The organism is Allomesorhizobium aridi, from assembly GCF_043769475.1.
In the GTDB taxonomy this organism is placed as follows: Bacteria; Pseudomonadota; Alphaproteobacteria; order Rhizobiales; family Rhizobiaceae; genus Allomesorhizobium.
The window spans coordinates 410,973-432,839 of record NZ_CP171729.1; the positions used below are offsets into that span (position 1 = coordinate 410,973).

Genomic DNA, 21,867 nt, shown 5'->3' on the forward strand with positions numbered 1-21,867 from the left:
GCAGCATGAGGGCAATCAACGTTGCGTGCGATCTACTAACGGCCTTTGACCGGTCGTCCAGGCAGCGCGAGCTGTACGACCCCATCTGGCGACTTGTCCCGATTGTGTGGTTCCGGATTGGGTGTCTGGGGCAAGATCGCCAATCAAGACAGGGTCACAGTGCATAACGACGTAGAGATGCGGTGTGGAACTGAAAGCTCGCTTCGGTGTGAACCGGCGTCACAGTGTGACCCCACCCGCCGCTGAGATTTCAACGGCTTATCGTGCCGATCGGCGCTGAGACCCCCACGCCGATCGACAGCAGCAGCCGCTGTCCTCTTGCAATCCTCACAACCCGGCGTCGGCCTCGTCCGCTTCGCGCCCCATGCCGGACGTTCAGGCAAACTTTGCCTTTACCTGAAAGCGGACGCTGGAGTGGGCCAGACTGCGGCTCAGCTTTGCGCCCCCGGGTCGGCCCCTCAGCCTGAAAGCAGCCAGCCGGCCGGCGTTCGGGAACAGTAGAGCTGGCAGTTGTTATGCGGCCAAGTTTATGTGGTACATAACGACGTAGTTATCGGGCTGTGTGTCACGAGCAGTTTCGGTTGATGCGAGAGAATAGCGTAGCAACGAAATATGTTGGGGATACCTCAGCGCCAACAGCGATGCGACTGAACTGAAAATTTTCGGCCCAAATGGGACAATCGTGATTGTGCCGCGGTCAAGAAACGATTCTACGACATCTCGTAAACGACCATGGAGTGCAACCGGATCATCCACTCGATAAGACTGCAACGCATATTTTCCTAGCCCGAAGTCAAAATTGAAATTCGCTGCTCGAACGGCGGGCTCATACTTTGAAGATCGGCCAATTGGGTGAAAATAGAAACCTCGATCTGGCTCAATGATTTCGATCGCGCTCAAGGCTGCGCCATATTCATAGCCCACACCCATGATTAGACAACGCTCTTTGTAGGGTTCGCCTACGTTACCCGCCATCTGTGGTATTGCCGGGCCAAAATACTGGGCAGGAACCATATAAAGTGCCGGCTCCTCAAATGCTCCTGGGACGTAAACGACAGAAACTTTTGCTACCTGTTGTGACAACTCCATCAAGATAGCCAAGGTACCCGCTATGATGCTCTTGTTCAGACACGAGACGTCCAGCACCACGTGGATGCGTCCATCGCCTCGCGCAACATAGGCTTCTGTGACGGTACTCGCCACGTTAGAGAGGTCCAGGGCTAGCCCGGCGTCACCCAGCTCCTCAAAAGCCACGAGATTGGCATCATAGGAGAAGCGTCCGCGGGATCCGTACAAAAAGGCCGCAGAACGTTTAGCTCGTACAAATTTGCGAGCGAAACTCGATCTCTGTTCGTATCCCACAGCATACACGAACAGTTCAGGGTTCTCGGTCCCAAGGCTCTCAAATTCAGCGGCAGTCAATCGATAATCAATCGAGGGAACCAAAAAGATCTCCCATCGTGGGCGGGCCAGAAGCCCGCTTTTTTGCTACCGGAGCGTGTCTTAGAACCGTACTGAGATTCACCGGACTGGCGACGATCAGTGGCAAGCGGAAGTAAGGGCTGAGCAGATACGATACCCGTAATCGCGACCGTTCTATCGCACCAAAGCTTGCATCTCCTCGCGAGTTCTCGATCATGACAAACGCACCTTGATTCAGCGCCTGCCCGATGGCTACCCGAAGCGGACCCGATACGCGATCATCGACTACGAACGTGCCGACTAACTCCGGTGTGAACGCATCAGAGTAGTTACGATCCAGTACATAGTCGCTGATCTTCTGAAACAGCTCAAACAGCGAAGTGTTATCCCTCGACCCGTCAAGAGTTGGCGCCGGGATAGCTGAAAGCAAGCTCAGGAATTTATCTATCGCTGAGGAAACAATTTGCGACTGAACCGAGCGTGGAACGCGACGCATCGCGTTCTTTTTGTAGGCAGTTATTAGGTCACGAAATAGTCCTATTGTCACACGAGGATTTCCATCGCACATTGTGACAATCGCGTCCGACCCCGTGTAATATTCTGGAATGCGTTTCGTTGATGTTGGCCTATTTGCGACGACGTCGCCAAGCCGGAACGCCTGATTGCTTCCGTAGACAAGGTGTAGCGCAACCGGCCAAATTATCTTGCGAGCCGCCGCAGCTTTGATCGACTCCCCCATGTCGTTAAGCGATTCGATATCTATTGATCGCAGATCGAGATACGCGGCAAAGGTGTTGTTTTTGGCGGCAAGTTCCTTAAATCGCCGGTAGTGGGCGCCGTTTGGCGCTCGGTAAGCGGACTGGGCCTCCGCCGTTTCGGTCTCGTTTGTTATTGGCGATCGCCCTAACATGCTGTCCATGCTGGTATTGGGCGGTAAATCTTCAGCGTTGAGAAGCTTTGCAACAAGCTGCCGTACGAATTTGTTGGATTCAGAGCGAGACCGATCCGAGAGGTTAATCACTGTGTAGTCATGGCCGTCCATTGGGGAGGCGCCACGGTCATCCGTTTCAAAAGACGGCGTGTAAGGGCTCGTAGCCAACTTTAGAAGTATATTCTGATGCGTCGATCGAAGGTTAAGATAAAAGTACTCTTGGATCGAGGCCGGCATAATCTCTAGTTCGTCAACGCATAAGCACCACATGCGACCCTTTTTCTCAACCGTGCTTTCAAATGCGTCTGCGAAGGCAGCGATAGATGTCAGGGGGTCCGCGGAGTAGCTTATCGGCGCCGGGAAGGTCCGCTGTACTCGGCTCAGGCTAATGTTGTTGTTGATGGTTTCGATCCGCGCCCAGAGTTCAGCACGGAGTTCCATCGTATTGCGTACGTCGGACTCGATAGACCAAGCGCGGCTGAGCAAAAGGCAGAACGTTTCTTCTGCTCCGCGGGTCATTTTTACGAATTGATGCGATACAGCGGCGTTGTTTTCAGTATCAGGGTCAGTGACCTCGGCTAATGTATCAAGTAGTGCGAACTGCACACGAATGGTCATTAGAGCCCGAAGCGCACGCTCCATCGCTGGATGCAACGGTTCCGCCTTTATTCCCACGCCCCGGACCAGCAGTTCGAACTGCCTGTCTGCTCCGACGTACACGGGTGTATACCGAATTTGCTTGAATACCCGGTGAAAGCGTTGCGCAGCGCGAATCTGCGCGCCGATCTTCAGCATCTTCAAAAGGGTAGTTTTTCCGCTTCCGCGGGGTCCCAGCATTAGCACGTTATTGTGACCGGCCAGCTGATGAAAGGCGTCATCACGCATAACGAAGCGCTCACCGACCGTGGGAAAGTCGATAAATCTCGCATTGTATGTGCCAAATAGTGCGTTTTCCATCACAGTGGCCGTAAGACACTTTGAGACCGGACAGGTGCGATCGTGACTTTATAGGCTCTCCGTGTCAGCTCTTTTATTGCAAGGTCCAGATCGGCCGGCAGGAGAAACTTCAACAGTGGTTCCTTGGCGAAAGCTTCATCGAAATTCATGTAGGGCTGGCCTGAGCCCTTGAGGGCGCTCTCGAACCGGTCTGCAGCTTGCTTGGGGTTTAGCCTAGATCCAAAACCAGATCCGTATGCGATTCGATGGCGCGGCGGCGAGCGTTCCCAAAGGCCATCGTGTGACCAGTACCACCCATGTACTGTGCCGCATGGCTGCCAGCCATCTAACTGGCCGGGGTCAGACTCAGTGTCGAGGAGATAGATCTGGTTTGGTGGGGATGCTGAGCTACCCGCGTCATAGGTGGCGGCCGCGCTGCCAGCAGACAACACCACTGGCGCTAATGATGAGCCGCGTCCGTAGTCAATGTCTGGATAGTGGAGGTGACCGTGGATCACGATCCAACTGGCTTGGGTCGCTTCTGTGAGTTGATGCAGCAAGCGATTGCCGCCTCGCATTTCGCTTTGCTCACCCATCCACATATGATCGTTCTTGATCAGGTGGTGGTGAGTCAACAAAATATTCGTCCGATAGGCTCGGTCTGTTACTTCCGCAACAATCCTGTTGATCGTTCTCTCCGATATTCGACCATACTCATTCTCGCCTGCTTTACCATCGATTATTGGCCCATATCCGTGAAAAGCAGAGCTGTTTAAATTTACGATGCGGCACGCGTTATCAGTATAAATACAGTAGTCGTTTCCCCAATACTTATCGCTGTCAGACAGCGTTACGCCTGGAAACGGAGGGTCAAGAGCGCGTAGATTCTCTTTAGGACTGAAGTTGTTATTTATAAAACGGGAGTCCATATCGTGGTTTCCCGCAGCCCCGATCAGGTATCGGGCACCAACGGCGTCGCGAAGCCACACAAGTTCTGACCAAACGAATTTAAGTGCTTCCGGGGAGGCTCGATCGCCAAGATCACCTGGGCAAACGAGCCAATCTGGTCTCAGATCTTCGTCTTTCAAAAGCTTCGCGATCTCTCGTAGAATGTTCGACGGCTTTCCATCCGGTTGAACCTCAACGAGTGAAGGGACACTTGTCGTGTCCTTCGAGCGGACATATGCATGAATGTCGCTGACAATGAGAAATTTAGTCATCGCTGCACGAGAAAGTTGGTAACGACAATTTCACGAGCAATCTTTCGAGAAGCTCGGAAGCCGCCAACGTTGCGGGTGACGGTGAAAGTCGACGTGTTCCAGCCGAGATCTGCGGGGTCAAATGTCAGTGCGCCGTCCTCGTACGTAAGCACAAAGCGGGCGCCAACCATGTCCGCCTGCTTTAGACAGTTGAGTAGTCGGGTAAAGTCAGGAAGACGAAACTCCTTTCGGTCGTATTCTGTGAAGATACGACCAGAATCTTTCGTATACGGCGGGTCAACAAAGAAAAAGGCACTCCGCGAAATATGCTGCGAAAATGTCTGCTCGAAATCGCAAGCGTCAAAGCGAGCATTCTCAATTACTCGACACTTCTGCTTAAAATCCGACAAAGTAGGGAATGCAGACATCTTACTCCCACAATGCGGTACGTTAAAATCGCCTTGCTGATTTGTTCGGTATATTCCGTTAAAACATGTGCGATTGAGGTAAAAGAAGATTCCGGCCTGATCTTCGCCAGCGCCCATACTGTTAAAAAGACTTCTGGTCTGGTAGTATGTGTCTCTATCTGGGCTGATCGCGGATGCTAATGACCAAACGCGTTCTGGGTTGGCCTGACAATGCTGATAGAAGTTAATCAACCTGCTGTTGACATCGTTTAGTATGGCTTGTCGCGGTTGAAGGTGAAACATTAAAGCAGCCGAGCCGCAGAATGGCTCAATGTACGTCCTATCTTCGGCCCAAAACCGCGCCAGGGTATGAACAGACGAACGTTTGCTACCTGCCCACCGTAGCAGCGGCAGTGAATTCTCAGATGGGGTTTGATCTGACGATAGCGTCATTGAACCTTTCAGTGTCGCAATCGCCAGCGGTGGCCGGAATTACTACGTGTGCTCCGTAGCGATTTGTATAGCTGATTCTCAATCAAGCGGAGTGTCTCGAAACGACCTTCAAACGGAAAAGCTGGTCAGATGCAACTGCGCAGATCTCCGCTGGAAGAAAGTTGATTGTACAACTTGACCAAGCCGAAACCCCAGTGCCGTTCGAATCGTGGGTCTCAGGTCGCCGCAAACTAGCCAGAAAGATCGCAACGGGTCGGCTGGAGGACGGCAGCTTACCGCAAGTCCCAGCCAAAAACCTGACAGTCCGCAACCGGCCCCGAATGCGACATCTGAGAAGTGGTTTGGCCATGACCAGGTGCTGGGTGGCTACAAAAATATCGCCTGCTAATTTGTTCACTGCTCGGGTCTTCAGTCGCAAATCAGTCCTTATCTTGATCAAGAGGTTCGCCAGACCATACGAGAACATACGAGGGAAACGGGGTGGCGAACCGGCCGCTAACAGATTGATTTCCTGTAGAAAACGTCGACCCTCCGGGCCTGCCAGGCTCTCCAAAGGGAGCCCCTTTGACTTTCTTTTAGTGCTGCAGCGAGAGGACCGGTGCTCAGATTGCCACCGAGTGCCTGGCCGTCCCACTTTCGAAATAATTATCGAACTTCACCGCTTCACCGCGATGCTCCTCACGAAGGGACGACTTTCTGGCGGCACGACGAAACTGTCGCCCTGGCGGTCAAGCAGTCGAGCAGGACCATGAATTGCGATGGAGCTTGCCTGAAGAAGGAGCCTCCGGCCTGCTTTTCCGAAATTCTCCACCAGCTCGGTCGCTGAAAAGGCGAAGTCGCACATCAGCCGCTCGATGATCCAGCCTCGGACGCGATCGTCGTTGGACAGCACGATGCCGCGCACAGCCGCCAATCCGCCGTTTGCAACCATGCGCCCGTACTCGCCGGTCGAAGGTATGTTCTGCGCGAAGCCCTGGCGAAAATGGCTGATGGATGACGGGCCAAGTCCGATCAAGGTCTCGCAGCGATCCTCCGTGTAGCCCTGGAAATTGCGACGCAAAACCCCTGTGCAGGCCGCCACCGCCAGCGCATCCCCCGGCTAGGCGAAATGATCGAGCCCTATTGCTTCATATCCCTTGTCCACAATCGCTCGCGCAGCGAGTTGCGATTGGGCGAGCCGCTCTGCCAGACTTGGCAGCCATGAGTCGTCAATCATCGTCTGATGCTTTTTAAACCAGGGTACGTGAGCGTAGCCGAAGAGAGCCATCCTGTCCGGTTCCAGAGTCAGCGCTTGTGCGACGGTGGAACAGACGCTCTCCGTGCTCTGGTGCGGCAGGCCGTAAAGCAGATCGAGATTGACCGATACGACGCCGCGTGCACGAACTCCATCGACGACTGCCTTGGTCTGTAAAAAGCTTTGCTCGAGGTTTATCGCGTTCTGCACTTTCGGATCGAAATCCTGTACGCCGAGGCTCGCCCGGGTCATGCCGATTTCGGCCAGCGCGTCCAGGTGAGCATTGTCCATATCGTTCGGATCGATCTCGACGCTGATTTCCGTATCGGGAACCAAATCGAAGCCGTCCCGCAAAAATGCGCCCAGAGCCACCATGTCGTCAGGCTTCAGCATGGTCGGCGAGCCGCCACCGAAGTGTTTGCGCCGACGAAGGCCTTGCCCCTGACAAGACCCGCAACCGTTGCGATCTCCGCATATAGCGAGCGCAGATAAGCGGTCACCGATTCATAGTGGCGCGTCTGTTTGGTATGGCAAGCACAGAACCAGGAGAGCCTGTCGCAATAGGGAGCAGGTAAAGCGATATCGCGTCACCGCCTTCGAACGCCTGCAACCAGCCACCGTAAGCGGCAACATCGACGCCAGGATGGAAATGCGGCGCGGTCGGATAACTGCTATAGCGCGGGACGTTCTCCCTAAGTCTGGCAGCTAATTCCGCTCGCATGTCGCAGTCCACCGTGTGTGCATCACCGGAACATTGGACGCAAGGGCGAGCCAAGACCTTGATTTCGGACAACTTCCGCCACGGACAAACTGCCGCAGGATTTCTCTACGGTCGGTTGCTATCCTGCCGGCCTTGGATCTCGTTGGATGGTGGTAATGACAGTACGCCAGGATATTCACAATTTCCGCATTCCCGTTCTTTGCCAGAGTTGCAAGGCACGGCATCGCGGCGTCTGCGGTGCGCTCGATCCCGACCAATTGATTGGACTCGCCAAAACTTCGTCCAGACATAAGCTCGAGCCAGGGGTCGAACTGATCGGCAACGCCGAGGCCATTTGCAATTACTCAAACCTGCTCTCGGGCGTGGTGAAGCTCACGAAGAGCCTCTCGGACGGCCGCCAGCAAATCGTCGGGCTCCAGTTCGCACCCGATTTTCTGGGACGGCCCTTCGAGGTGGAAAGTGCGATCAATGCGGAGGCGGCAACAACCGTTTGCCTGTGTTCGTTTCCGAAGACAGCCGTCGAACGGATGATGAAGGAATCACCGGAGCTCCAGCACCGCTTGCTCAAGCAGACACTGAACGAACTCGACGGAGCGCGCGAATGGATGGTGACACTGGGACGCAAGACCGCTCCGGAAAAGGTGGCGAGCTTTCTCTTGATGATCGTGCGGAATATCGACCCTACGGTTGATCCGGCGGCCAAGTCGGCGTGCTTCGATCTGCCGCTGACGCGTGCGGATATCGCTGATTTTCTTGGACTGACTGTCGAGACCGTGAGCCGCCAACTAACACGATTACGGGCTGACGGCGTGATCCGGATCGAGAACAAACGCCATGTGACGGTGGACAGCGTGAGCCGGCTGGAGCAGCGCTGCGGCGGCTGAGGCGGCGGCAACCGCCCTTTTATAACACCTAAGCGACAGGACCCCACATCGCTTAGGCCGACCCGCGGCAGGACATGCTCGCGTTCCGAAACGCGATGTGTCGCGGCGAGCCTTCGACCAAGCCGCTTAGCATGATCCGACAGCTTCGGCATCCAAGGCCGATCGCCGGGAGCGTTCGGTCACCTCGTCGGGCGAAAGCATTGGTCCTCGAAATGCTCGGCACTCAACCGGCTGATGGAGGCAAGATTGGCATCGGTCAACGTGAAGTACGCCTGATACGCCGGGAAGATGACCGACTCTTCAAACCGATGAATGCCACGAATCAGCGGAACGATCGTTGGCTGTTCCGAGTCATCCGAAGCGATCGATGTTCGCAAAGCATCGGCAATACTTTCCAGCGCGTCGCAGAGCCTCAGTTTTTCCCAATGCGCGCGCTTCATCACATCGCCCGGAACCGCCTTCAGGCTGGCCCGTCCCGGGACGCCGGACGTTCCATGAGCGGCGGCCCGTGCTGTGTTTCCCCCTTCAATCGTCACCTTTTGATTGCACCGAGCTCGGTGCTGCCCATAGCAAATCGTGCCGACTTGACATGGATCAAGGCGAGCGGCCCGCGGCTGCGGAATTCATGCTCCGCGGATTTGGCGTCCGCCGGAATCCGAGATCGGGGACTTGCGATGAAATTCGGCACAGAGATCGTCCTCCTATGCCTGTTTGCCTTTGCGGCGCTTGTAGCTGCCGGCTTGGGCGTGGATGAACCTTTCCGCCAGCATATGTGGGTGTTGTTCTTCGTCCTTGCCGGCTTTGCGGCGCTCCTGTTGCGCAATACGGAATTCAAACCGGCGACCCCGGTTGATCCCTCGGCTTACATGGATGGGCCGATCCGCTACGGGGCCGTCGCAACGGTGGTCTGGGGCGTCGTCGGCATGCTGGTTGGTGTGTTCGTCGCCCTGCAGCTGGCCTATCCAGATCTCAACATCGAGCCTTGGTTCAATTTCGGCCGCCTGCGGCCCCTGCATACGTCCGGCGTCGTTTTTGCATTCGGCGGCAATGCGCTGCTTTGCACATCCCTGTATGTGGTGCAGCGCACCTGCCGTGCGCGGCTGTTCGGCGGCGATCTCGCGTGGTTCGTGTTCTGGGGTTACCAGCTTTTCATCGTCATGGCAGCGACAGGCTACCTGCTCGGCATCACCGAGAGCCGCGAGTATGCCGAGCCCGAATGGTATGTGGACCTGTGGCTGACCATCGTCTGGGTTGCGTATCTCATCCTGTTCCTCGGCACCATCGTGAAGCGCAAGGAACCGCACATCTATGTCGCCAACTGGTTCTACCTGTCCTTCATCGTGACCATCGCGATGCTGCACGTGATCAACAACCTGTCGATGCCCGTCTCCTTCCTGGGCTCCAAGAGCTATTCAGCGTTTTCGGGCGTGCAGGACGCTCTGACTCAGTGGTGGTACGGCCACAACGCCGTCGGTTTCTTCCTCACCGCCGGCTTCCTCGGCATGATGTATTACTTCGTGCCCAAGCAGGCGAACCGGCCGGTCTATTCCTACCGCCTTTCGATTATCCACTTCTGGGCGCTGATCTTTCTCTACATCTGGGCAGGCCCGCACCATCTCCACTACACGGCCCTGCCGGACTGGGCACAGACGCTCGGCATGGCGTTTTCGATCATGCTCTGGATGCCCTCCTGGGGCGGCATGATCAACGGCCTGATGACGCTGTCCGGCGCCTGGGACAAGCTGCGCACGGATCCGATTATCCGCATGATGGTGATGGCCATCGCCTTCTACGGCATGTCGACCTTCGAAGGCCCGATTATGTCGATCAAGGCGGTCAACTCGCTGTCGCATTACACCGACTGGACCATCGGTCACGTCCATTCCGGCGCGCTCGGCTGGGTAGGCATGATCTCGTTCGGCGCGATCTATTACATGGTGCCGAAGCTATGGAACCGTGAACGGCTCTATTCACTGCGGCTTGTCACCTGGCACTTCTGGCTGGCGACCCTCGGGATTCTTGTCTACGCCGCGGTAATGTGGGTCTCCGGCATCATGCAGGGACTGATGTGGCGCGAGTACGACGAGCAGGGCTTTCTGGTCTACTCCTTCGCCGAAACCGTCGCCGCCATGCATCCCTACTACATCATGCGTGCCATCGGCGGCGCGATGTATCTGTCCGGCGCCCTGATCATGGCTTGGAACATCGCCATGACCATCTTTGGCTATCAACGCGAGGAGGAGCCGATGCCGGGCTCCACCCCCGCCATCCAGCCTGCGCGATAAGGAGCCGGACATGGGATTGATGGACAAACACAAGGTCATCGAGAAGAGCGCCACGCTCCTCCTCGTTGCGTCCCTCCTTGTGGTGACGGTCGGGGGCATCGTCGAGATCGCGCCACTCTTCTATCTCGACAATACGATTGAGAAGGTCGAAGGCATGCGACCCTATTCGCCGCTCGAGCTCGCCGGGCGGAATATCTATGTGCGCGAGGCCTGCTACACCTGCCACAGCCAAATGATCCGCCCCTTCCGCGACGAGGTCGATCGCTACGGTCATTACAGCCTGGCGGCCGAGTCGATGTACGATCACCCGTTCCAGTGGGGCTCGAAACGCACTGGACCGGATCTCGCCAGGGTCGGCGGTCGATACTCGAACGAATGGCACGTACAGCATCTTACCGAGCCGCGTTCGGTGGTGCCGGAATCGCTCATGCCGAGCTATGGCTTCCTGAAGGACACACCGATCGACCTGAAGGATTTCTCGACGCATCTCATCGCGAACAGGCGCGTCGGGGTTCCGTACTCCGACGACATGATCGCCAACGCGAATGCCGATCTCATGGCGCAGGCCGATCCGAGTGCCGACACATCGGGCCTTGAGAAACGTTATCCGAAGGCCAAGATCGGCGACTTCGACGGCAACCCGCAGAAGGTCACCGAAATGGATGCCCTGGTCGCCTATCTCCAGACGCTCGGCACGTTGGTCGATTTCAAGACCTACGATGAAGCCGCCGGCCACCGCTGAGGAGAGTGATCATGGACTACAATTTGATGCGGGAATTCGCCGACAGCTGGGGCCTGCTCGCGATAGCGCTCTTCTTCGTCGGGTGCATTGCCTTTGTCCTACGTCCCGGCAGCCGCAGGCATGCCGATGAAGCCGCTCAAATTCCTCTCAAGGACGATTGATCATGAGCAGAGAGCACATCGACGAGGTCTCGGGCATCTCAACGACCGGCCATGAGTGGGATGGTATCAAGGAACTCAACAACCCACTTCCGCGCTGGTGGGTCATCACCTTCTACATCACCATCGCGTGGGCGATTGGCTACACTATCGCCTATCCGGCATGGCCGATGCTGACTTCCGCCACGAGGGGCGTGCTTGGCTTTTCAAGCCGAAACGACGTCAACAACAAGTTGGCGGCCGCAGAGGCCGCCAAGGCCAAATATATCACGGCGATAAAGTTGAAAACCGTCTCCGAGATTGCTGCCGACGACGGGTTGCGCGAATTTGCTGTCGCTGCCGGCGGGGCCGCGTTCAAGGTCAATTGCGAGCAGTGCCACGGCGCGGGCGCGCAAGGGTCCAAAGGCTTTCCCAATCTCAATGACGACGACTGGCTCTGGGGCGGCAAGGCCGAGCAGATCCAGCAAACCATTGCCCACGGCGTCCGCTTCGCGTCCGACCCGGATACACGCATGTCGGAAATGCCCGCTTTCGGTGACATCATCACGGCCGATCAGATCGCGCAGGTCAGCACCTACGTTGCCAGCCTGTCCGGCCCGGTCCAGGACGCAGGGCTGATCGAAGCCGGCGCCAAGGTTTTCGCCGAGAATTGCGTTGCCTGTCATGGTGAGACCGCAAAGGGCGACAGGGAGATCGGCGCACCCGACCTGACCGACGCGATCTGGCTGTATGGACCGGGCGAGGCGGCTATTGCCGCGCAGGTCCGCGCGCCGAAGCACGGCGTTATGCCGGCCTGGATCGAGCGTCTCGGCGAGACCAAGATCAAGGAACTTGCGGTCTACATCCATTCGCTTGGCGGCGGAGAATAGGAAGAGAAGCCTGTCCTCCGGCCCCCCCGCCAAGCGACGAGGCCCGGCGCGAGCCGGGCCTCGACACCACTCCGACGTCCGGCGATTTGACCTGCATCAATGCAGCGCTTCCCGCCATGCGGCAAACTTGCTCAACGTTGCATTCCGGACGTCAGCCAAGCAGTTTCGGTCGCACGCCAAATCATCACCTGCGCGACTGGAGATGCTCGTGCTGGACAACATTCAGGTAGAACGGATCGAAGACGAGGCGGTCATCTCCGCCAAGACAAGTCAGCCGCTCTATGCCGCACACAAGAAGATCTTCCCCAAGCGGGTCTCTGGCAGCTTCCGCCGCGCCAAATGGCTGGTCATGGCGATCACACTAGGGATCTACTATCTGACGCCTTGGCTGCGATGGGAGCGTGGACCTTTTGCCCCGGATCAGGCCGTGTTGGTCGATATTTCCAACCGCCGCTTCTACTTCTTCTTCATCGAGATTTGGCCGCAGGAATTCTACTATCTGGCCGGCCTGCTGGTCATGGCCGGCATTGGCCTGTTCTTGATCACATCGACGATCGGCCGGGCCTGGTGCGGCTACACCTGCCCGCAGACCATATGGGTCGATCTGTTTTTGGTTGTTGAGCGCGCGATCGAGGGCGATCGCAACGCCCGCATGAAACTCGACGCCACACCCTGGAGGGCGCGCAAGCTCGTGCTGCGCGTTTGGAGTCACGCTATCTGGCTGGTGATAGCGGCCGCGACCGGCGGTGCCTGGATCATGTATTTCGCCGATGCGCCAACGCTAGTAGGTGAAGTCTTCACCGGCAACGCCGCGCCCGTTGCTTACACCACCATCGCCGTGCTGACAGCGACCACCTACACATTCGGCGGACTGATGCGGGAGCAGGTCTGCACCTATATGTGTCCGTGGCCGCGCATCCAGGCGGCCATGCTCGACGAGAATTCGCTCACCGTGACCTATAATGACTGGCGCGGCGAACCCCGTTCGCGTCATGCCAAGAAGGTTCAGGCAGCCGGTCAGCCGGTCGGCGACTGCGTCGACTGCAATGCCTGTGTCGCGGTCTGCCCGATGGGCACCGACATTCGCGACGGCCAGCAGCTTGAATGCATCACCTGCGCGCTCTGCATCGATGCCTGCCACGCCGTTATGGACAAGCTGGGCAGGGATCGAGGGCTCATCTCCTACGCGACGCTATCTGACTACAACGCCAATATGGCGGTAGCGACAGCAGGCGGCACGCGCCCGATCGATCCCACTCTCGTTCGGACCGCCCGCGGCGCTTTCTCCGACAGGTTGGCGCATTTCCAAATTCGCAAGGTCTTCCGGTCGCGCACCTTCATCTATATGGGCGCTTGGTCGGCGGTCGGGCTTGTGATGCTCTATTCGCTGCTGACGCGAGACCGGCTCGAAATCAACGTTCTGCACGACCGCAACCCGCAATTCGTGACCCTGTCCGACGGCTCGATCCGCAACGGCTATACCGTCAAGCTGCTCAACATGATCCCCGAACCGAGGACTATCGTCCTCAGCTTGCAGGGACTGCAGGGTGCCGAAATGAGCATCGTCGGCATCGACCTTCCCGCCGGCCGCTCCTTCGCCATTCCGGCCGAAGCCGACCGGCTGAAAGTGCTCAAGGTTTTCGTTCGTCTGCCGGCCGACAAGGTCAAGGACGAGGTGCAGACCTTGAAGTTCCGCGTCGAAGATAAGGCGAGCTTCGAGAGCAACGAATACAAGGCCAGTTTCAACGCACCGGAGGCCCACACATGAGCGGCGACACCCAAAAGCCCCGCGAGTTCACAGGCAGGCATATGCTGTTCACCATCCTCGCCTTTTTCGGGGTGGTCACCGGTGTCAATGTGACCATGGCGACGTTCGCCACGACGAGCTGGACCGGACTTGTCGTCGAAAACACCTATGTGGCCAGCCAGCAATTCAATCAGAAGGCCAGGGAAGGCCGGGCGCAGGCGGCGCTGGGCTGGACCGGCAAACTGACGATCGCGGCAGGCGAAGTCCGCTACAGCCTCAGCGACGCTGCCGGCAAGCCGGTCCCCCTGCACGGCGTGAAGGTGCTGTTTCGTCATCCCGCCTATGAGGCGGGGGACAAGACCGTCACTCTTGCTGGTGCCTCCGGTCAGATATTCGCCGCGCCACATACGCCGAGGGATGGCGTCTGGATCGTCGAAATCCATGCCGATGCCGGCCTTGCGGAATCCTATCGCGACGTTCGCCGGATCATGATTTCTCGGGGAGCGCGGCAATGAGCTGCTGTGCGCCGGGCGCCGAAATGGCACTTGATGTTGCCGGCGCCGCACCTGTTTCGCCGTCGAGCCAGGAAATAAAACTGGGGAGCCGCTCGCTCGGGGGCGACCTGTATCAGACCGATCTCTCCGTGCCGTCGGTTCACTGTGCGGCCTGCATCCAGACCATCGAGACGGCGATTGGAAAGCTGGATCGGGTCGAGGGCGCCCGCGTCAGCCTGTCGACGAAACGGGTCTCGGTGCGGTGGCGTGGGGACGAGGTCCCATCATTCGTCGCCGCGCTTGGACGGCTGGGCTATCAGGCGCATCTGTTCGATCCTGTGATGGACGAGAAGGACAAGACGCTTTCGGAACTCATCCGGGCCGTCGCGGTTGCCGGCTTCGCGGCGGGCAACATCATGCTGCTTTCGGTGTCGGTCTGGTCCGGTGCCGAAGGTGCCACCCGGGACCTGTTCCATTGGATCTCGGCCCTGATCGCCATCCCGGCCCTCGCCTTTGCTGGCAGCATCTATTTCCGCTCGGCGTGGAATGCGCTGCGCCATGGCCGCATGAACATGGACGTGCCGATCGCGGTCGGGGTTTCGCTCGCCTACGCGATGAGCCTCTACGAGACCGCCAACCATGGCGACCACGCCTATTTCGACGCGTCGGTGTCACTGCTTTTCTTCCTGCTGATTGGCCGAACGCTGGATCACGTGATGCGGGAGCGGGCACGCACCGCCGTGAACGGCCTGTCGCGGCTGGCGGCGCGCGGTTCCATGGTGCTTCGCGGCGACGGCACACGCGACTACCTGCCGGTCGGCGAGATTGAGCCGGGCATGCAGCTTTTGATCGCGGCCGGTGAAAGAATCCCCGTCGACGGCAACATCGTTGAGGGCTCGTCGGACCTCGATTGTTCCCTCGTTTCCGGCGAGAGCGCCCCCAGAACCGTTGCGCCCGGGGAAAAGGTACAGGCCGGCACCCTCAATCTTACCGGCCCGCTGACCATGGTTGCGACCGCCGCGGCGAAGGATTCTTTCCTGGCGGAAATGGTCCGGCTGATGGAGGCGGCCGAAGGCGGCCGCGCGCAGTATCGCCGGATCGCCGACCGCATCTCGGCGCTTTATGCTCCGGTGGTCCATCTCACCGCGTTTGTGACCTTCCTTGGCTGGATGGCGGCGACTGGTGACTGGTACGGCGCCCTAACCATCGCCATCGCCGTTCTCATCATCACGTGCCCCTGTGCGCTCGGCCTGGCGATCCCGATCGTGCAGGTGGTCGCGGCGCGGCGCCTGTTCGAAAGCGGCATCATGGTCAAGGATGGTTCGGCCATGGAACGCCTGGCGGCGGTTGACACGGCGGTATTCGACAAGACAGGCACGCTTACGCTCGGACAGCCACATCTTGTCAACGCCGCCTCCATAGACTCTACCATGCTGGCGATCGCGGCCGACATGGCCGCGCATTCCCGTCATCCGTTTTCAAGCGCGATTGCCGGCTATGCAGAGTTTTCCGGCCAGCCCAAGCTCGAATCCGTCAGCGAGCATCCGGGCTTCGGGATCGAAGCCCGTTTGGCCGGAAACATCTGGCGTCTTGGCCGGCGCGGATGGGCAGGATGGAAAGCCCGAACTGGCGGCGAAGGCAAATTAGGCGGGTACGGCGGGACGGTCCTTTCGAAGAATGGGATCATTACCGCATCCTTTGCTTTCGAGGATGCACTCCGCCCCGATGCCAAGGCAGCCGTCGAGCAACTCAAAGATGCTGGCCTGTCGGTGGAAATTGTGTCGGGCGACACGGCAAAAGCCTGCGGGGAGGTGGCCGAAACATTGGGCGTCGACCGCTTCGCGGCCGCGATGTTCCCCTCCGGCAAGGTCGAACGGATCGAGACGCTCGGGAAAGACGGACATAAGGTTCTGATGGTTGGCGACGGCCTCAACGATGCGCCTGCGCTGGGCGCGGCGCATGTCTCGATCGCACCGGCGACTGCGGCCGATATCGGCCGCTGCGCCGCCGATTTCGTCTTCCTACACGACAGCCTCATGGCAATACCGCGCGCGCTAGACATCTCCAGGAAAGCCGGGCGGTTGATCCGGCAGAACATCGTCATTGCGATCGTCTATAACGCCGTCGCGGTGCCGATTGCCATTCTGGGCCATGTCACGCCGCTGATCGCGGCAATCGCTATGTCCGCCTCGTCGCTTTTGGTCATCGGAAATGCGTTGCGCCTGCAGGGCTTTGTGCTCGCCAAGGTCACGAGGGCTCCTTCAGCAAGGCGTTCCGGCATTCGCGCATCGGTGCAGCGTTCATGACGACGCTCGTCTACCTCATACCAGTAGCTCTGTTCCTTGGCGCACTGGGGCTGTCCGGCTTTCTGTGGGCGTTGAGGAGTGGTCAATATGAGGATCTTGATGGGGCCGCTGAGCGCATCCTCATCGACCGGGAGGACAAGCCGGAACGCTGACCCAGATCGCTGTGCCGACGACTGCGGACGCTGGCCGTCTGACGACTGAGTCTGGCCGGGCGCACCGACGGGAAAGCCCGCCATTCCATGATGATCTGAACAGACCATGGCCAACATTGTCGGGGCGATCGACCAATCGACCGTGAACCCGCCGTTGCCGGGTTTGTCGTGTTTGGTTGATCCATATCAAGATTATCTTCTCATCGGCGTGGTTACGTCGACCAGTCTTTCAAAGGAGAACGCATGTCTAGCGGACAGTTTGGTCGGCCCTCTCATCGTCTTGGCGGTTTTTGGATATTTCATGGTAGCGGTCGGGCCAGGTCTCCTTCGACGAATCGCGCCGCCGAACACCTCGGCGACCAGTCTGGATCGAGACCGACACGAAGAATGGCCAAAGCTGGACCGGTTCGATCAGCCGCGCCCGTGTTTGATGAGACTGCATCCTTTGTTGGCGATTGATGCGGATCTCCACTGCCCAGGAGCTTGAACCATGCGGCGGGCAATGAAACGCAGCCACCAGCATCTTACGAAGATGGCCGACGTGATGGCGGCACGCTGATGGCCTGCTCCGACGAAAGGTTCGACATCGTTGTCGTCGGCGCCGGGCCGGTCGGACTCTCCTTCGCCGCATCGCTTGCCCAGAGCGAACTCAAGGTGGCGGTTGTTGAACAGCAATCCCTGGAAAGGCTGGCGGATCCGGCTTTCGACGGACGCGAGATCGCGCTGACCCACGCCTCCATCAGAATCCTTCGTGAGATCGGCGCCTGGGATGCCATTCCCGCTTCGGACAAATCACCGATTCAAGGCGCGCGCGTGCTCAATGGATCGAGCGCTTTCGCTCTGTGTTTCGATCCTCCCAGCGGATCTGGGGAACCACTGGGAGTTCTGGTTCCAAATTGCCGGATCCGCGATGCCCTGTTCAAGATCGTCCGCTCGCACGATCATGCCCGGCTGCTGTGCGGCCACTCGGTCGTCGATGCAACAAACAGCCACAAAGGAGCAGTCATGACACTCTCCGATGGCAGGCAGCTGACCGCTCGACTTCTGGTCGCAGCGGATTCACGTCTGTCCGCCACGCGCGACCTGCTCGGCATCGGCGCCAACATCAATCGGCTTGGCAACTCGATGCTGATTTGCCGGGTGAGGCACGAGCGCGTCCATCACCAGATCGCAGTCGAATGGTTCGATCACCATCAGACCGTAGCGATGTTGCCGCTCATGGAAGGCGTGTCGTCGCTGCTTCTCACTTTGCGCTCAAACGAGGCCGATAAACTGCTTGCCTTCGACGACGATTTGTTCCTGACGGAATTGACGAACCGGTGTCAAGGGCGCCTCGGAAACATGACCTTGACAAGCAACCGCCATTCCTATCCGCTCGTCACGACGTGGGCGCACCAGTTCTGGGCTCCGAGCGCCGCACTCATCGGCGACGCTGCCATTGGCATGCACCCGGTGACTGCGCACGGCTTCAACATTGGCCTAAGCGGCCAGAAGCAACTCGCCCATAGAATATTGACAGCATGTCGCGACCGTCGCGACATTGCGGATCCCGACATGCTCTACAGGTACGAAAGCTGGCTGCGCCTGTCGGCGGCACCGCTGTATTATGCTACGAATTTACTCGTCAGACTCTACTCAGGCGAGCACCCGGCGGCACGGCTTGCAAGACATGCGGGGCTTCGCTTTGGCCAATATCTTCCCTTTGTCCGCCATGGCATTTCGACGATGCTGAGGCGGTGAACCACGGTCACCATAACGTTAACCGCGCTGAGGACGCTATCTCGCCACGGGCTCCGCTTCTATCTCGCCGTCTATGCGCGAGCGTCTCGAGATCTGTTGATCTATGACAAGTCAATCCTGCATCTGGCAGCAGAGACATTCGGCTTACGCATCATTTCTTTGCCGGGGCGATCAACGCCACCGCCATCCGCACATTCCGGTTCGCCCCCCGGAACGGACATATCCAGCCACCTGCTGCTGTCGGCGCTCAAGAGGCTGACGAGGGCGCAGGAGCACCTGCTGGTCCTCGGCGGCCAAAACGCCATTGAACGCGTCGCCGCATTCCTGGTTGACATGTCGGCGCGGCAAGGCGGATCGCGACAGATCGAACTCTGATTAAGGAACGATCGCTGCTATCGGCAGAGGCATTGTCGCCGGCCGCTGATGCTTGTTGGTCGGTTTTTATGGATGTCCAGTCGGAACGTAGTGCTTCGGCGGGAGTTCGCGAAACTCTACGCCTCGTTCGGTGAATACAATCCCCGCCGCGGCCAATTCCTGCTTCAGCACGAAATGGCTGGCCTCATGCGGCTCTCGCGTTCATTGTTCCAGATCCGCAATCGTCGATCGGCTCTCCCAATCCCCTTCGGCGTGTCCGGCAGTGGGTGAGGGTCGGCAACGAGTTCCTGCTGATCAGCCTTGCTATCGGGATCGTCGCAAGCATCATCGCGGGGAGCTAGTGACAACTCAGTAACACAACGGAGGCGGGCTCATCACCCGCCTCTTCTTGCGACTAGGCGGCTTTCGTGCGCGTCCGCTTTACAGGTTCCGCGGCCTTGGGCTTGCGGCCGAGGCCTATCTTCTTGGCGAGTTCTGAACGCGTCGCCGCGTACGACGGAGCGACCATTGGGTAGTCGGTCGGCAGATTCCACTTCGCCCTGTATTCTTCAGGCGTCATCCCAAACGTTGTCTTCAAATGCCGCTTCAGGGATTTGAACTTCTTCCCGTCATCGAGGCAGATGATGTAGTCCGGCGTCACCGATTTCTTGATGGGAACGGCGGGTACAAGTTTTTCTTCCGGTATCGTCGCCTGGCCATTTGAGAGCCCGGTCAGAGACTGGTGAATCTGCGCGATTAGAGTAGGCAACTCCGACACTGGAACCGGATTTTTCGAGACGTAAGCTGAGATTACGTCTGCGGTCAGTTCAATGGTGTCGGTGTTGTTGGAGTCGTCGGTCATAATCGGAATTCCCTCGTATTATCGCCCAGCGCGTAGATATTGCTTCTTGGGTAAGATGCAACCCTATCGGTCGCTGATTAATTCACTGCTGCTCGACTCGGAATAGCCAAACGGATTTGGCTCGATGGGGCCGAAGGATCATCTGCCGCGGTGATGTCTTCTAGCCTCACCGCCCTCCGTGAGCCAACTGGCCTGAACCAGCGGTCCGCCGGCCCGCCGTAGGTAGACGCGTAACATCCCAATGGTTGACGAAGCGCGCACAGACGTCCCGGACCGGCGGGCCTCCAACAGACCTACATCGTTGTCGGCCTTCCCGAGTTCGACACCGCGACGAACCAGTACTTCAACTCAGCTGTTCTCATCGGTCTGGACGGAGAGGTTGCAGGCACGTACCGCAAACGCAATACGCTGATCGAAGCGTCCGGGCGGACCGATCCCTGCGGTCGATACGCCCCATGGACCCATAGCGGTGGTAATCTGTGCTGACCTGTTCTACCCGCAGTTCGCCCGACTCGCGGCAGTCTCGGGCGCGGACATCCTCCTCGCGCCGGCAAACACGGGCGTTGACCTAGATTTTCTGACTCAGCGAGCTCGTAAAAACGACATCGCACTCATCGTCTCCAATGGGTATGGAAGGGGAGACAGGGAAACGAGGCGGATGTCTTCAGCGAGGATCGTTCGCCATTCCTTCGCCCTGGATCGCTGAGCGCCGTCGTTGAGCACGACGGGAGCGTGGTTTCGCACTGACCAGCTTATGGCGGACGCGGTCCAACGACTACCTTACGGTGGTGGTAGCCACCGATCGGGCGATGATGGGATCTTCCTCGGATATTACCCGCCAACGCCCCAAGAGAGCTGGTCGGTGAGGGGCTCAACCTCATGTCCTCGGACGGCGGACAGACCCGCAACAAAAAGGAACCGCGCCAGGTCCTCGCCGCTGCTTTTGGCCTGTTCGGCTTCGATCTGCTGAAAGTGGCGCCATGAATGGACAGTGGGGCGGTTGCCATTGCAGAAGTCATCGGCGGGCGAGCGGCCGACTGCTTGCGGGCATGATACCCGCCAGTGGCGCGAACCAGTCCTGCCAGTTGAGTGCATTGTCTCGCCCAAAGATCAGCTGCGGGAAATGCCATCCCGAGGGCGGCGCCTCGTTTCGGCGGCGACTTCCTCGAACTCAAGCGGCCGGGAGAACGGCCGGCCCAGAACCCCTGGCGACCAAGGGCGTCTAGACTCGCCTGCTTGAAAGAGGTCCGCTAAAGGTTCAGTCATTGCTATGAGATTGAATGCCGTCGGCGGCGCAGCGGGCGGAGGATTGCCTGGTGATAATTTGGATTTCGGGTCCGACTGGCTCGGGAAAGAGCACTCTGGCCGGGCTAATGGGTGGAACAGGCTATCGTGTCATACGGGAAGAACTTCCCCGTGACCTGTTCCAGGCCTTTCGGCGTGATCCGGCACAACACTGCGCCTCCCTGCAAGAGGCTATCATTCTGTCGCGAGCGACGCAGTGGCGGATCGCCGCCGGGCGCAAAAACGTCGTGTTCGATCGCAGCGTAGACGAGGACATAGCCATCTTCTGCAAGATGCACCATGAGCGCGGCCTTTTGGATTACAGCGCCTATGCACGCCTCCGCTTCCTGGCCGAGAACATCATTGCGGACTTGCCAAAGCCGGACCTTGTGATTTACCTCTCGCCACGCTTGGACGTACTTACAAACCGCGTCATCGACGTCGGACACCCTCGATTGATAGTAGACAACCTCGAGCGCCAGGTCGCCCTGTACGAGGAGTGGTTTCGCGGACGAAACGGGGCAGCGATCAGAATCGACAATTCGGCTTGCGACCGGAGAACGCTCAAGAGCCTCTTCAGACTGGCGGCTGAGCATCACTCCTGAGAAGACTCCGGCGCAGCGACCGATTTGGTTACGGAGACGTCAGGGTGGTCACGCCAAGCACTTGTTGGTCGAATTTGGAGGC

The 21,867-nt window shown here is 58.4% G+C and carries 19 protein-coding genes and 2 pseudogenes; 14 read left to right on the forward strand and 7 right to left on the reverse strand.

Annotation, left to right across the window (positions count from 1 at the left end):
• Positions 1 to 513: 513 nt before the first annotated feature.
• From ACG873_RS03880 to hemN, 5 genes and pseudogenes are all read right to left on the reverse strand, one after another.
• On the reverse strand, positions 514 to 1,446 hold the full coding sequence (locus tag ACG873_RS03880) for a hypothetical protein (protein ID WP_394890526.1): 933 nt from the start codon (positions 1,444 to 1,446) through the stop codon (positions 514 to 516).
• Entirely contained in the window at positions 1,430 to 3,310 is a 1,881-nt protein-coding gene (locus ACG873_RS03885; RefSeq protein ID WP_394890527.1) for a hypothetical protein, read from the reverse strand. The genes ACG873_RS03880 and ACG873_RS03885 overlap by 17 nt, the downstream gene beginning before the upstream one ends.
• On the reverse strand, positions 3,310 to 4,509 hold the full coding sequence (locus ACG873_RS03890) for a metallophosphoesterase family protein (protein ID WP_394890528.1): 1,200 nt from the start codon (positions 4,507 to 4,509) through the stop codon (positions 3,310 to 3,312). The genes ACG873_RS03885 and ACG873_RS03890 overlap by 1 nt, the downstream gene beginning before the upstream one ends.
• On the reverse strand, positions 4,506 to 5,348 hold the full coding sequence (locus ACG873_RS03895) for a DNA adenine methylase (protein WP_394890529.1): 843 nt from the start codon (positions 5,346 to 5,348) through the stop codon (positions 4,506 to 4,508). Before ACG873_RS03895 ends, ACG873_RS03890 begins: the two co-directional genes overlap by 4 nt.
• 602 nt (positions 5,349 to 5,950) lie before the next feature.
• A pseudogene (hemN, locus tag ACG873_RS03900) lies at positions 5,951 to 7,303 on the reverse strand (oxygen-independent coproporphyrinogen III oxidase).
• 155 nt (positions 7,304 to 7,458) lie between these two features.
• Here hemN and ACG873_RS03905 point away from each other — a divergent pair.
• Positions 7,459 to 8,187 (forward strand): Crp/Fnr family transcriptional regulator, encoded by a 729-nt coding sequence (locus ACG873_RS03905; RefSeq protein ID WP_394890530.1) that lies wholly within the window; start codon positions 7,459 to 7,461, stop codon positions 8,185 to 8,187.
• A gap of 179 nt (positions 8,188 to 8,366) precedes the next feature.
• Here the strand turns inward: ACG873_RS03905 and ACG873_RS03910 are convergent, their stop codons facing one another.
• Positions 8,367 to 8,723 carry a hypothetical protein gene (locus ACG873_RS03910; protein WP_394890531.1) on the reverse strand — a complete coding sequence of 119 codons (357 nt, stop codon included), beginning with the start codon at positions 8,721 to 8,723 and terminating at the stop codon, positions 8,367 to 8,369.
• A 138-nt stretch (positions 8,724 to 8,861) separates the two neighbouring features.
• On the opposite strand from ACG873_RS03910, the gene ccoN reads away from it, so the two are divergent.
• From ccoN to ACG873_RS03960, 10 genes and pseudogenes are all read left to right on the forward strand, one after another.
• Entirely contained in the window at positions 8,862 to 10,472 is a 1,611-nt protein-coding gene (ccoN, locus tag ACG873_RS03915) for a cytochrome-c oxidase, cbb3-type subunit I (protein WP_394890532.1), read from the forward strand.
• Between the two features lie 10 nt (positions 10,473 to 10,482).
• Entirely contained in the window at positions 10,483 to 11,214 is a 732-nt protein-coding gene (gene ccoO, locus ACG873_RS03920) for a cytochrome-c oxidase, cbb3-type subunit II (protein ID WP_394890533.1), read from the forward strand.
• A gap of 11 nt (positions 11,215 to 11,225) precedes the next feature.
• Positions 11,226 to 11,375 carry a cbb3-type cytochrome oxidase subunit 3 gene (locus ACG873_RS03925; RefSeq protein WP_394890534.1) on the forward strand — a complete coding sequence of 50 codons (150 nt, stop codon included), beginning with the start codon at positions 11,226 to 11,228 and terminating at the stop codon, positions 11,373 to 11,375.
• Between the two features lie 2 nt (positions 11,376 to 11,377).
• Positions 11,378 to 12,241, forward strand: coding sequence for a cytochrome-c oxidase, cbb3-type subunit III (ccoP, locus tag ACG873_RS03930; protein WP_394890535.1), 864 nt, complete (start codon positions 11,378 to 11,380; stop codon positions 12,239 to 12,241).
• Positions 12,242 to 12,443: 202 nt separating this feature from the next.
• On the forward strand, positions 12,444 to 14,009 hold the full coding sequence (gene ccoG, locus ACG873_RS03935) for a cytochrome c oxidase accessory protein CcoG (RefSeq protein WP_394890536.1): 1,566 nt from the start codon (positions 12,444 to 12,446) through the stop codon (positions 14,007 to 14,009).
• The gene (locus ACG873_RS03940) at positions 14,006 to 14,503 is read left to right on the forward strand and encodes a FixH family protein (RefSeq protein ID WP_394890537.1); all 498 of its coding nucleotides are present in this window, start codon (positions 14,006 to 14,008) and stop codon (positions 14,501 to 14,503) included. The genes ccoG and ACG873_RS03940 overlap by 4 nt, the downstream gene beginning before the upstream one ends.
• The gene (locus ACG873_RS03945) at positions 14,500 to 16,788 is read left to right on the forward strand and encodes a cation-translocating P-type ATPase (RefSeq protein WP_394890538.1); all 2,289 of its coding nucleotides are present in this window, start codon (positions 14,500 to 14,502) and stop codon (positions 16,786 to 16,788) included. The genes ACG873_RS03940 and ACG873_RS03945 overlap by 4 nt, the downstream gene beginning before the upstream one ends.
• Complete coding sequence (gene ccoS / locus ACG873_RS03950; RefSeq protein ID WP_394890539.1) at positions 16,785 to 16,940, forward strand: cbb3-type cytochrome oxidase assembly protein CcoS; 156 nt, start codon at positions 16,785 to 16,787, stop codon at positions 16,938 to 16,940. The genes ACG873_RS03945 and ccoS overlap by 4 nt, the downstream gene beginning before the upstream one ends.
• Positions 16,941 to 17,498: 558 nt before the next feature.
• Positions 17,499 to 18,680, forward strand: coding sequence for a 5-demethoxyubiquinol-8 5-hydroxylase UbiM (gene ubiM, locus ACG873_RS03955; RefSeq protein WP_394893336.1), 1,182 nt, complete (start codon positions 17,499 to 17,501; stop codon positions 18,678 to 18,680).
• A 111-nt stretch (positions 18,681 to 18,791) separates the two neighbouring features.
• Positions 18,792 to 19,052 (forward strand): annotated as a pseudogene (locus ACG873_RS03960) (transcriptional regulator); the annotation flags it as partial.
• Positions 19,053 to 19,449: 397 nt separating this feature from the next.
• Here the strand turns inward: ACG873_RS03960 and ACG873_RS03965 are convergent.
• Positions 19,450 to 19,896, reverse strand: coding sequence for a MucR family transcriptional regulator (locus tag ACG873_RS03965; protein ID WP_394890540.1), 447 nt, complete (start codon positions 19,894 to 19,896; stop codon positions 19,450 to 19,452).
• 297 nt (positions 19,897 to 20,193) lie between these two features.
• Between ACG873_RS03965 and ACG873_RS03970 the strand changes: the two genes are divergently transcribed.
• The 3 genes from ACG873_RS03970 to ACG873_RS03980 all read left to right on the forward strand — a co-directional run bounded on the left by ACG873_RS03970 (position 20,194) and on the right by ACG873_RS03980 (position 21,785).
• Entirely contained in the window at positions 20,194 to 20,382 is a 189-nt protein-coding gene (locus ACG873_RS03970; protein WP_394893337.1) for a hypothetical protein, read from the forward strand.
• The gene (locus ACG873_RS03975) at positions 20,366 to 20,602 is read left to right on the forward strand and encodes a hypothetical protein (RefSeq protein ID WP_394890541.1); all 237 of its coding nucleotides are present in this window, start codon (positions 20,366 to 20,368) and stop codon (positions 20,600 to 20,602) included. Before ACG873_RS03970 ends, ACG873_RS03975 begins: the two co-directional genes overlap by 17 nt.
• Before the next feature lie 574 nt (positions 20,603 to 21,176).
• Entirely contained in the window at positions 21,177 to 21,785 is a 609-nt protein-coding gene (locus ACG873_RS03980) for a deoxynucleoside kinase (RefSeq protein ID WP_394890542.1), read from the forward strand.
• Positions 21,786 to 21,867: the final 82 nt, after the last annotated feature.

Coding starts and splice junctions, on each gene's coding strand:
- ccoP (WP_394890535.1), top strand. CDS start 11,378: ATGAGCAGAGAGCACATCGACGAGGTCTCGGGCATCTCAACGACCGGC.
- ACG873_RS03945 (WP_394890538.1), top strand. CDS start 14,500: ATGAGCTGCTGTGCGCCGGGCGCCGAAATGGCACTTGATGTTGCCGGC.
- ccoO (WP_394890533.1), top strand. CDS start 10,483: ATGGGATTGATGGACAAACACAAGGTCATCGAGAAGAGCGCCACGCTC.
- ubiM (WP_394893336.1), top strand. CDS start 17,499: ATGGCCTGCTCCGACGAAAGGTTCGACATCGTTGTCGTCGGCGCCGGG.
- ACG873_RS03980 (WP_394890542.1), top strand. CDS start 21,177: ATGCCGTCGGCGGCGCAGCGGGCGGAGGATTGCCTGGTGATAATTTGG.
- ccoS (WP_394890539.1), top strand. CDS start 16,785: ATGACGACGCTCGTCTACCTCATACCAGTAGCTCTGTTCCTTGGCGCA.
- ACG873_RS03925 (WP_394890534.1), top strand. CDS start 11,226: ATGGACTACAATTTGATGCGGGAATTCGCCGACAGCTGGGGCCTGCTC.
- ACG873_RS03895 (WP_394890529.1), bottom strand. CDS start 5,348: ATGACGCTATCGTCAGATCAAACCCCATCTGAGAATTCACTGCCGCTG.
- ACG873_RS03965 (WP_394890540.1), bottom strand. CDS start 19,896: ATGACCGACGACTCCAACAACACCGACACCATTGAACTGACCGCAGAC.
- ACG873_RS03885 (WP_394890527.1), bottom strand. CDS start 3,310: ATGGAAAACGCACTATTTGGCACATACAATGCGAGATTTATCGACTTT.
- ACG873_RS03905 (WP_394890530.1), top strand. CDS start 7,459: ATGACAGTACGCCAGGATATTCACAATTTCCGCATTCCCGTTCTTTGC.
- ccoG (WP_394890536.1), top strand. CDS start 12,444: ATGCTCGTGCTGGACAACATTCAGGTAGAACGGATCGAAGACGAGGCG.
- ACG873_RS03890 (WP_394890528.1), bottom strand. CDS start 4,509: ATGACTAAATTTCTCATTGTCAGCGACATTCATGCATATGTCCGCTCG.
- ccoN (WP_394890532.1), top strand. CDS start 8,862: ATGAAATTCGGCACAGAGATCGTCCTCCTATGCCTGTTTGCCTTTGCG.
- ACG873_RS03940 (WP_394890537.1), top strand. CDS start 14,006: ATGAGCGGCGACACCCAAAAGCCCCGCGAGTTCACAGGCAGGCATATG.